Source organism: Daejeonella sp., from assembly GCF_037719425.1.
Lineage (GTDB): Bacteria > Bacteroidota > Bacteroidia > Sphingobacteriales > Sphingobacteriaceae > Daejeonella.
In genome coordinates this window covers 1-11,276 of the sequence record NZ_JBBJNI010000046.1, presented here as the reverse complement: position 1 = coordinate 11,276, position 11,276 = coordinate 1, and the positions used below count along the sequence as shown (strand labels likewise).

Here is an 11,276-nt window from a genome sequence, read left to right as displayed (position 1 = left end):
GAAAACGTTAAACTATAATTTTTTGTTTAAAAAATAGAGGAATTAAGAGCTAACGATAAAAATTCCTTCAAAAAAAAGAATATGGAATTAAAGGAAACTCACCAGGGAAGTAGTCAGGAAGATAGGCATGGACTTTTATAAAACGGCAGACTCACAATATGCAGACCCCTGAACTACACCCTTTTCTTCCAGGCGCTTATCTATATAACTTTGAATCTGAGATTTCTTCATACCCCAGTTCGGAGCAATAAGCAGATCAAAGTCTGCAAGGCCAAACAATCGCTGCAAAACGATATCCGGACGTAAAAGAGGAATAAATTCAGCTATGAAGTCTGTGTATTCGTCAATCGTGAAAGTTTTAAAGGGCTCTTTAGCAAACCTGCTGCCCATAATTGAGCCTTTAACGATATGAAGATGGTGAAGTTTAACAAATTTGATTTGAGGGAAACGATTGACCTCGTCTGCATACTTTAGCATCATTTCGTGCGTCTCCCAAGGGAAACCAAAAATTGTGTGAACGCAGATATCGATTTTGGAGCTGTCGGCTAAGTGAAGCGCATTTACAAGTTCCTGATGCGTACATCCGCGGTTGATCTTGGACAGAGTATCATCATAAATTGATTCCATACCCATTTCAATATCCACATCAAAGCGATCTGCATAACTTTCTAGTAAAGCTACCTTCTCGAAATCAATACAATCTGGCCTTGTGCCAACAGAAAGTCCAACAATATTCTCAGTATTGATGCTTAATGCTTCATCATAAAGCATCTTCAGATAATGGGTAGGTGCGTAGGTATTTGTGTTAGGCTGGAAATAGATAATGAATTTCTCAGCACGGTAATTTTTAACAGCGCGCGCCATACCCTGCTCAATTTGCTCCTTTATAGTAGGAAGCTTTCGGGAAAGCTCGGGGGTAAATGAGTCTACGTTACAATATGTACATCCCCCATAGCCTTTACTCCCGTCACGATTGGGACAGGTAAAGCCGGCATCGGCGATGATCTTATATACACGCTGGCCGTCATACTTATTTCTAAGGTATGCGCCATAGTGATTATAATTCTTATATCCGTAGTCTAAAGGTGTTCCCAAAACTTTATTTTTGCAAAGATACGAATTCATTATTAGCCTCAGATCCTCATGCTACGTATATATTATGAGAAAGACAGGCGCCTTGCCAAGCATATATGGTATGAATTTCGAATTTACGCCCGAACTTGACTGGAATTTCGGGTATCTTTTTGCCATCTTGCTTATGCTCCTGTCATCAGTGCTTACTCTACTTTATTTCAAGAAGAAAAACTGGCTGTAGGGCAAACAATCGCATGTTTCGGGCGTTCCATTAATAGGAACAATCTAATTTATCCTTAAAACACGAATCGATGAACATACCTGAAAAAAATAAATCGAACGAGGATCAGCAAGGCTCATCCAAATCAAACCAGGCATTCAAGTCAGGAAAAGAAGAACAAAAACAAAGAGGCATATCTAACAGCGGCGGTCAAATGTCTTATCAAACAGATAATAAACAAGCAACTGTAAATAAGGGCAATGAAAATTCAAATTTTCAAGGTAAGGTGCAGGCGCCGAAAACACCATCAAAGCATAGCCCTAAGAAAGGTTAGCAAAGGTTAAGGGGAGGGGATTTACTCCCCTTCTTCATTTTAATATCCTGCATTATTCTGGCTTCAAGGCCAATTATTCTTACCTTTATCGATTCATAAAAAGGTAATGACCGAAGTTTACAAACCCAAACATAAATTACGTTTTGTAACAGCTGCTGCTTTATTTGACGGGCATGATGCAACTATTAACATAATCCGGCGGATCCTTCAGTCTTCAGGAGCGGAGGTGATACATCTGGGTCATAATCGCTCTGTGCAGGAAGTTGTAGATTGTGCAATACAGGAAGATGTACAGGGAATTGCTATGACCTCTTATCAGGGAGGCCATGTCGAATACCTTAAATATATGTATGATTTGCTCCAGGAAAAAGGGGCCAAACATATCAAAATATTCGCCGGTGGCGGCGGGGTGATATTACCCTATGAGATCGAAGAGCTTAAAGATTACGGGATAGCCCAGATCTATTCCCCGGATGACGGCAGAAAGATGGGCTTGCAGGGCATGATCAACGATATGCTCAAACAATGCGACTTCCTTACCCGCGATAAGCTCAATGGTGAGCTAGCCGGAATAAAGAAGAAGGATTCCAAAGCTGTTGCTTCAGCAATTACACTCGCAGAAAATCACCCGGATCAAACATCAGACTTCTTAAAGGAGATCTCGGGGCTTAACAAAGACAAGAATATCCCAGTGATTGGTATCACCGGGACAGGCGGAGCTGGTAAATCATCTTTGGTTGACGAATTGGTAAGACGTTTCCTTAAGGAAACCGATAAAAGCATTGCTATTATATCTGTCGACCCGTCGAAACGGAAAACCGGTGGTGCCTTGCTCGGTGACAGGATTCGGATGAACTCGATAAATAATCCCCGGGTTTACATGCGCTCGCTGGCGACCCGTCAGGCGAATCTGGCACTTTCCAAATACGTTCAGGAATCAATCGACATCTGCAAAGCGGCAGGATATGATCTTATCATTATTGAAACTTCCGGCATCGGCCAATCCGATACAGAAATTACAGACCATTCAAACGTTTCTCTGTATGTGATGACACCTGAGTTTGGCGCCGCTACTCAGCTGGAAAAGATTGACATGCTTGATTTCGCTGATCTGGTCGCTATAAATAAATTTGATAAACGCGGAGCGCTCGACGCAATTCGCGATGTCCGCAAACAATTTAAGCGTAATCACCAGCTATTCGATGCTGCAGATAATGATCTTCCGGTAATTGGGACAATGGCTTCCCAATTCAATGATCCTGGGATGAATAGCCTGTTCTCTAAATTAATGAAGATCATTAAAGAGAAAACTGAAGTTGATTTTTCAGTTCGTCAGGCTTCAACCGGAAAATTGCAGGAAAAGAATTACATCATCCCGCCTGACCGTGTAAGATATCTCGCAGAAATTGTTGAAGCGAACGAAGAGTATTCTGTTTGGGTTGATGGGCAGTGTAAAATTGCACAGCAGATGTTTCAAGTTAAAGGTGTCTTAGACTTAAGTAAAGAAAGTCCCATTTCGGATTCGTTGAAAGACATTTTTAATTCGCTTGAATTAGGTCTGGATAAAGAATGCAAAAGATTATTGGATGAATGGCCTGAAACAATCAAACGATACAAAGCCGACGAATTTATCTTTAAGGTACGCGATAAAGAGATTCGTCAGTCCTTGTACTCCGAATCGCTTTCTAAGCTTAGAATACCAAAAATATCCCTGCCGAGGTACGAAGCATGGGGCGATATTCTGCGTTGGCTACTAACGGAAAATGTGCCGGGTGAGTTCCCGTATGCAGCTGGAGTTTTCCCTTTGAAACGTGAAGGTGAGGATCCCACCCGAATGTTTGCCGGAGAAGGTGGTCCGGAACGCACAAATAAGCGCTTCCATTATGTTTCACTAGGTCAGCCTGCTCACCGCCTTTCGACAGCCTTTGACTCAGTCACCTTATACGGTGAAGATCCGCACGTCCGTCCTGATATTTATGGTAAGATTGGAAATTCAGGGGTTAGCATTGCTACCGTTGATGATGCCAAGAAGCTATATTCAGGCTTTGATCTTTGTCATGCATCCACGTCAGTGTCGATGACCATAAACGGCCCGGCGCCAATGCTGCTCGGTTTTTTCATGAATGCTGCCATTGACCAGCAGTGCGAAATATATATCAAGAAGAATGGTTTGGAGAAAGAGGTCGATGCGAAGGTAAACGAGATCTACAAGCTAAAAAAGGTCAGTCGCCCGGTTTATCAGGGAGATCTTCCGGAGGGCAATGATGGATTAGGCTTAATGCTGCTTGGTGTCACCGGTGATCAGGTGTTGCCTTTAGACATATACAATAAAATTAAAGCCTATGCCATCGCAAGCGTAAGAGGAACAGTTCAGGCAGATATTCTTAAAGAGGACCAGGCTCAAAACACCTGTATATTTTCAACGGAATTCGCTTTGCGAATGATGGGTGATATACAAAAGTACTTTATCGATAATCAGATCCGGAATTTCTATTCAGTTTCAATTTCCGGTTATCATATAGCGGAAGCAGGAGCTAACCCAATTTCTCAATTAGCCTTCACCCTTAGTAATGGGTTCACGTTCGTGGAGTATTACCTGAGCAGGGGAATGCACATTGATGATTTTGCTCCTAATCTGTCATTTTTCTTCTCTAACGGAATAGACCCGGAGTATTCTGTAATTGGCCGCGTAGCCAGGTTGATTTGGTCGAAGGCAATTAAGTATAAGTATAACGGAAACGACCGCTCTCAGAAATTGAAATATCATATTCAGACTTCCGGACGTTCACTGCACGCACAGGAAATAGATTTCAATGATATAAGGACAACGTTACAGGCCCTTTATGCGATCTACGACAATTGTAATTCGCTCCATACGAACGCATATGATGAAGCAATTACAACTCCAACCGAAGAATCGGTCAGGCGCGCTATGGCAATTCAATTGATCATAAATAGGGAACTGGGCTTAGCTAAGAATGAAAACCCTATTCAAGGATCCTTCATTATCGAAGAGCTTACAGACCTTGTGGAAGCGGCGGTGCTGGAGGAATTTAAAAGCATTAATGATCGAGGCGGGGTACTGGGTGCGATGGAAACGATGTACCAGAGAAGTAAAATTCAGGAAGAATCATTGTATTACGAGACTTTAAAGCATTCAGGGGAATTTCCAATCGTTGGAGTTAACACTTTCTTAAACAAGAATGGTTCACCGACAATTATCCCATCCGAGGTTATCAGAGCAACCGAGGACGAAAAGCAATTTCAGATTCAGGCGTTGGAAGTTTTCCAAAAGCGCAATGACGATCGGTCATCTCAATTATTAGAAGATCTGCAGGAAAAAGCCCTGGCTGGTGAGAATATTTTTGACAACTTAATGGAAGCATGTAAATATTGCTCCCTTGGGCAGATATCTCATGCTCTTTATGAAGTCGGCGGACAATACAGAAGAAACATGTAATGGAATTCTCGAATCCTGAATTGAACATGGCAAATCTTCCCAGGGCGGAAGAAGCAGGTTTACTCCCAGTGGATGAACGATATTACACGGTTTTGCTATATAATAACGTGCTGATCTGGTCTATTTTTTTCTTCATCCTGCTGGTGATTATGGTTATAAATGAGGAATTTCATAGCTATGTTGCAGCCGGAATCACATTTTCAATCTATTCTTTGCTCTGTTTTCTGAGTTTCCGACTGAATTACCTTTCATTTAAAAACACTGCATTTGCAGTGAGAGAATATGACATTCTCTACCAGAAAGGATGGCTGATTAAAAGTCTGCATGTTTGTCCTTTTATCAGGATCCAACATTGTAGTGTCGATGCCGGAGTTTTTGAACGTAACCTGGGTATTGCAAAGCTTAAAATTTATTCATCGGGAGGCAATAATACTGATATCGTAATACCAGGACTTAAGCTCGAAGAGGCTCAGGCTTTACGGGAGCTGATCATCTCGAAAGGCCATGCAGAATGAGCTCAACCACAAAATGGTCTGAATTTCAACGACAGCCGCTTATGGCGGTATGGATGCACCTGCTTAAAACACTCATCCAATTTCTGAAAGCAGGCTGGCCATTTCTCCTCATACTGTTTTTGAATAGGGGTGATGAAAGTGACTTATTAGATAAAATCTTGCTTTTCGCGATCCCTATGATTGCTTTCAGTAAAGCCATTGCTGAGTACATGTTCTTCCAATACCGCATTACACCCGAAGAAGTTCAGGTAAAAAAGGGCATTTTCTCCAGATCTCAAACTGCTCTTAGCTTTCAAAAAATACAGGCAGTTCAAACGAATCAAAACTGGCTCCACCGTATATTGAATCTTGCAGAAGTATCCTTTGATTCTCCTGGTACTGAAGAAGCGGAAATGAAATTTAACTTGAATAAAGAACAGGCTGATTTAATTTCTGGATATATACTTCATCATCGTATCGAAAAAGAGGAAGACCAGGAAGAAAAGCATAGCGATGAAATGCTTGCTACACTGAGTCCCACAGAAATTTTAAAACTCGGACTAACAGCCAATCATTTTGAGACTTTACTGATTATGATTGGGATATTCCTTTCATTCATTAACAATATCAGAGCTCTGATCACAGACAGGTATGGGGATTTAATGGCAGCATCAACCGGCCAATTCATGCGTTACAGATCGACGTTTATAATCAGCGGAATTGCACTGATCGTTTTTTTTGCAATATTCGTAACACTTGTACGAACTTTCCTTAATTACGCGAATTTTAACCTTACCAGAACTGCTAAAGGCTTTAGTATAAAAAAAGGCTTTATAAACGCAAGTCTGAAATTGGTTCCCTTCGAAAAAATTCAACTCATTTCCTGGCATACTAATTGGCTGCGGAAACCCATCCCCTTATACCTTTTCGAATTCAACACCATCGGTTCAAAAGCTGCATTAAACAATCTCCGAACTACAATTCCCGTTACTTCCGATAAATTACTGAAAACTCTAACAGAAACTTATTATCCTTTATCCACTGATGGTTTTCCTAATGAGTTGACAATCCATCCCTCATTTGTGCTCCGGAATTGTCTTATGTTCGGAGTAATGCCTGCGTTTTTTCTAGGAATTCCACTGGCCTGGTTTTACGGATTAAAGGGCCTGGTCGTAATTGCACTTCCCCTTTATTCCTACTTTTATTACTGGCTCTACCATAGAAAATACCGGTTTACACATGAGGATAACATCATTTTTATACATACCGGAGTATTTGGCACCAAAAAAATAGTTCTGAAATGGAACATGATTCAAACTGTAAATCTGCTTCAAAATTATTATCAGCAAACCCGGAACCTGGCAAATCTTGTGCTTCATACCGCGGGAGGCACCTTTGTCATTCCTTTCATCTCACTCGAAGCTGCAAGAGAAGTGCAGAATTATGCGCTATTCAAAGTAGAAACAGAGAACTAGTTTTTCCCAAACTGCATTGCTAATTGTGATTAGTTGTTCTTTTTCATTATTTTCATTCCAATTAAACCTGAATAATTATCTAAAAAAACATGAAGTATCTATTTCTTTTGCTAGCCATCTTTTTAATATCTGCCACCAACCTTTCTAAATCCAAAAAGCTATTTAATGGCAAAAACTTGTCGGGCTGGACCATCCACGGCACCGAAAAATGGTATGTCGAAAATGGCCACCTTATATGCGAAAGCGGTCCCCAAAAAGAATACGGCTACCTTTCAACTGAAAAGGCATACAAGAACTTCGAGCTTAAATACCAATTTAAACTTGAGGCCAACGGAAACAGCGGCGTCTTTATCCGCTCAAGCATTGAAGGCACTAAGATAACAGGATGGCAGGTAGAAGTTGCTCCTCCAGGAAACAGCACGGGCGGCATTTATGAATCATACGGAAGAGGATGGTTAATTAAACCTGCTCTTGAAGATGAAAAAGTATTAAGTCCGGAAGGCTGGAATAAGGCGAAGATCCGTGTGGTAGGTGACGAAGTCACAACCTGGTTAAATGGAAAGCAAATGGTTACGCTAAAAGATGCAAAGATAGGAGCTGGCACTGGATCAATTGCTTTGCAGATCCACAGTGGTGGCGGCATCAAAGTGAGATGGAAAAACATCATTATTAACGAGCTTCCATAATCGCTTTATATGAAGAACAATTCAGAATCCTCTCGCAGACGTTTTATTAAGGCGTTGGGGGCAACAACAGCGGGAGTCGCTATCGGATCGAACTTGTTAGCAAGTTCCGAGATCGAAAGCAAATCGGTTGAATTTAAAATCCATAACAGACAATTCTCCGGACCCAACGACAATGTAAATATCGCGCTGATCGGAGCTGGTGGCATGGGAACACAAGATACTAATGTTGCCCTCCAGGTTCCGGGTATAAAACTTGTTGCTGTCTGCGATCTTTACCAGGGGCGTTTAGATGAGGCAAAAAAACGCTGGGGACAAGATATTTACACTACACGAGTCTATAAGGAGATCCTTGGCAGGTCTGATGTAGATGCCGTTATTGTTGCAACACCCGACCATTGGCATCAGCAGATCTCCATTGATGCGATGCGCGCCGGAAAGCACGTGTACTGTGAAAAACCAATGGTTCATGATATCACCGAAGGTCCGGCGGTCATTAAAGCACAGAAAGAAACAGGAAAGATATTTCAGGTTGGAAGCCAGGGCGTATCGTCTTTGGGGAATGAAAAAGCAAAAGAACTCCTAAAGGATGGCGCAATTGGCCAACTAAATTTCGCTGAAGGGTTCTGGGCGCGAAATTCACCAACCGGAGCCTGGCAATACCCCATCCCGCCTGATGCGTCTCCTGAAACAGTAGAATGGGAAACTTTTATAGCTAACACTACCAAAAGGCCATTCGACGCCACCCGCTTTTTTAGATGGAGAAACTATCGCGATTACGGAACTGGGATGGCTGGCGATCTGTTTGTACATCTCTTTTCCAGTCTCCATTTTATAACGAATTCCTTCGGGCCTGAAAAAATTTATGCATCAGGCGGATTACGTTACTGGAAAGATGGCCGTGAAGTTCCGGATGTTTTACTCGGGATTTTCGATTACCCCGAGCAGGCAAAGGCTCACCCCGCATTTAATCTATCGTTAAGATGTAATTTCATCGATGGCACGAGCGGCAGTACTTATTTAAAGCTGGTCGGAAGCGAAGGCTCTATGGACATTGGGTGGGATAGCGTAACGCTAAAGCGAAACAAGGTTGTAGATTCTGAAGATCCCTTCTTTATTGAACAGATGAAAAAAGCTGGTACTCCCGTAGGGGGACGCAAACGCATACTCCCTCCAGAGCAATTTACATTCGCAGCGGAAGCAGGGTATAAAGGCGGCCCCTATGATCACATGGTTAATTTCTTCACGGCTATCAGAGAAAATGGAAAAGTAGCGGAGGATGCCATATTTGGCTACCGTGCTGCTGCGCCGGCTCTGTTATGCAACGACAGTTATAACAATGACTCGGCCATGCTCTGGAATCCTGAAAAGATGCAACCGGTTAAAAAATAATATTGACAGATACAATTGGAAAAGAAATGGGAACAAGCGAAAGTCTGTTTGATGGGAAAAGCCTAACTGGTTGGCATGCCTTCAATAAGTCGGGAAAAGTAGAGAACTGGACGATCATAGATGGGGCCTTAGTTTGCCTTGGCGCAGCCGAAGGAGATACTGGCGGCGATATTGTATCAGACAAAGAATATGCAAATTTTGAGCTAAGCTGGGACTGGAAAATTGATGCTGGTGGCAACAGTGGCGTGATGTATCATGTTATTGAAGACCCAAAGTATAAAGCTCCCTGGGAAACAGGTCCGGAATATCAGTTGATTGATGATCTAGCCTATCCCCATAAACTGGAGAAATGGCAACTCACTGGTGCAGATTATGCAATGAACCCAGTTAGCGACAATAGAACACTTCACCCGGTTGGCGAATGGAATTCCAGTAAGATCATTTTCTATAAAGGCCATGTTGAACATTGGCTTAACGGAGACAAGATCGTCGACTTTATCGCATGGGATACGAAGTGGGATCTGGAAAAGAAAACTGGTAAATGGAAAGATTATCCTGACTATGGTTTAGCGAAGAAAGGAAGGATTTCTTTACAGGACCACGGGAACAAAGCCTATTTTAAGAATATCACAATCAAAGAACTCTAGCAAACAAGAAGCCCCGGATCAAATCCAGGGCCTCTTTTCATCTTTCGGTTATTCGTTGTTTTTTGTTCGTTTGCAACTCTCCACTCTCCACTTTCAACTCTCCACTTCTTCCCTATCCTGCGATCCACGTAAACTTATATTCCAGCGTCGGATTTTTCATCCGGTCAGCTACTCTAAGTAAACGGTCAGGTAAGTTGATCACATAATCACGTGCTTTCTCGCCAGCTTCATTCAGGTCTCGTATTTTCTCAATTTGCCATTCATCTATCAGTTGCTTCATGATATCGACATAATCGACAGCAGTGTACACACCCAGACGCTGTGCTGCATCAGTGAAGTGTCCAAAGGTTTGACCCATTTTTAATCCAACTTCCCTAAGGAAGTGAGCGGGCATCACGATCTTGTTACGCATCATATCTTCGAAAGCGATCATGGCCTCGCTAGGATCAACTTCGAATATGCGCATCATAAAATCTTTATATGCTTTGGCGTGTCTTGCTTCATCAGATGCGATAACGCCACACATTTTAGAAAGTAAAGTATCACCTTCCTGCTTAGCTAATGAAGCTACCCGGCGGTGTGAAATATTTGTCGCTAGTTCCTGGAAACTAGTATATATAAAGTTTCTGTAAGGGTCGTGGCCTGTACCTATATCAAATCCATCAGCGATCAGATACTGGGTTGAGATTTCCATCTGACGCATATCTACACGTCCGGAAAGATAAAGGTATTTGTTCAGCAAGTCACCGTGGCGATTTTCCTCGGCGGTCCAGTGACGAACCCATTTCATCCATCCGCCTTGCTCATCTTTAGAGATCCCATCAACCATGCTTAACCATGATTCATAAGTTGGCAGAGCTTCTTCAGTAATAGTGTCTCCGATCAAAACAGCTACAAGATCATAAGAGAGATCCTTTGCGTTTTCTTTAAGATCTTTGATCTCAGAATAGAAAGTATCCCTGGTTGAATCCGGCAGAAAATCTGACGGCTGCCAGTTAGTATCTATAGGCTTAAGGTACTCATGCATTTTTTCAAGCATATACTTCTCGATATGCATTAATACTTCCCTACGGGACCCTATATTGATATTCATATGAACTTTTAAATTATTCAAATATACGTAAAATGCGTGAAATTGGCTGTTAATATTTGTACTAAAAGGCTCTTAACCTATCATAATACCATTTAATAACCCATTTAAGTAACAAAAGTTCTGCAAGTGTAATTAAAAATATTAGATGACAAAAACGAAAATATCAGATACAAATACGGCGACTGTTTATTAACCGCAGAGTGCGCAGAGTTTTACGCAGAGTGCGCAATCTCTTTGCGTCTTTTCTTCGCGTCCTCTGCGGTTAGATATCGCTGTGCAGTTTGTCCTCGTTCCTGGTTGTGTTTCTAAACTCTATTCCATAAAAAAACCCTCATCCAAAAAGGACAAAGGTTTAGTAAAATTGGGCACCGACCTACTCTCCCACCTGTTACGGCAGTACCATT

General features: G+C 42.0%; 10 protein-coding genes. 8 read left to right on the top strand and 2 right to left on the bottom strand.

The window, feature by feature from the left end:
• Positions 1 to 135: 135 nt before the first annotated feature.
• Positions 136 to 1,095, bottom strand: a complete 960-nt coding sequence (locus tag WKF69_RS08095) for a TIGR01212 family radical SAM protein (protein ID WP_340381104.1) — start codon at positions 1,093 to 1,095, stop codon at positions 136 to 138.
• A gap of 64 nt (positions 1,096 to 1,159) precedes the next feature.
• Here WKF69_RS08095 and WKF69_RS08090 point away from each other — a divergent pair, with 64 nt between their 5' ends.
• From WKF69_RS08090 to WKF69_RS08055, 8 genes are all read left to right on the top strand, one after another.
• The gene (locus tag WKF69_RS08090; protein WP_340381092.1) at positions 1,160 to 1,315 is read left to right on the top strand and encodes a CorA family divalent cation transporter; all 156 of its coding nucleotides are present in this window, start codon (positions 1,160 to 1,162) and stop codon (positions 1,313 to 1,315) included.
• 70 nt (positions 1,316 to 1,385) lie between these two features.
• The gene (locus WKF69_RS08085; RefSeq protein WP_340381091.1) at positions 1,386 to 1,628 is read left to right on the top strand and encodes a hypothetical protein; all 243 of its coding nucleotides are present in this window, start codon (positions 1,386 to 1,388) and stop codon (positions 1,626 to 1,628) included.
• A 106-nt stretch (positions 1,629 to 1,734) separates the two neighbouring features.
• A complete protein-coding gene (locus WKF69_RS08080) occupies positions 1,735 to 5,088 on the top strand; it encodes a methylmalonyl-CoA mutase family protein (protein WP_340381090.1) in 3,354 nt (1,117 codons plus the stop codon).
• Positions 5,088 to 5,603: a PH domain-containing protein gene (locus WKF69_RS08075; protein WP_340381089.1), complete on the top strand. Its 516-nt coding sequence runs from the start codon at positions 5,088 to 5,090 to the stop codon at positions 5,601 to 5,603. Before WKF69_RS08080 ends, WKF69_RS08075 begins: the two co-directional genes overlap by 1 nt.
• Complete coding sequence (locus WKF69_RS08070; protein ID WP_340381088.1) at positions 5,600 to 7,057, top strand: PH domain-containing protein; 1,458 nt, start codon at positions 5,600 to 5,602, stop codon at positions 7,055 to 7,057. Before WKF69_RS08075 ends, WKF69_RS08070 begins: the two co-directional genes overlap by 4 nt.
• 89 nt (positions 7,058 to 7,146) lie before the next feature.
• On the top strand, positions 7,147 to 7,743 hold the full coding sequence (locus tag WKF69_RS08065; protein WP_340381087.1) for a DUF1080 domain-containing protein: 597 nt from the start codon (positions 7,147 to 7,149) through the stop codon (positions 7,741 to 7,743).
• Between the two features lie 9 nt (positions 7,744 to 7,752).
• Entirely contained in the window at positions 7,753 to 9,132 is a 1,380-nt protein-coding gene (locus WKF69_RS08060; RefSeq protein WP_340381086.1) for a Gfo/Idh/MocA family oxidoreductase, read from the top strand.
• Between the two features lie 2 nt (positions 9,133 to 9,134).
• Positions 9,135 to 9,779: a DUF1080 domain-containing protein gene (locus WKF69_RS08055; RefSeq protein WP_340381085.1), complete on the top strand. Its 645-nt coding sequence runs from the start codon at positions 9,135 to 9,137 to the stop codon at positions 9,777 to 9,779.
• Positions 9,780 to 9,891: 112 nt separating this feature from the next.
• Here the strand turns inward: WKF69_RS08055 and WKF69_RS08050 are convergent, their stop codons facing one another.
• Positions 9,892 to 10,872, bottom strand: coding sequence for an acyl-ACP desaturase (locus WKF69_RS08050; RefSeq protein ID WP_340381084.1), 981 nt, complete (start codon positions 10,870 to 10,872; stop codon positions 9,892 to 9,894).
• Positions 10,873 to 11,276: the final 404 nt, after the last annotated feature.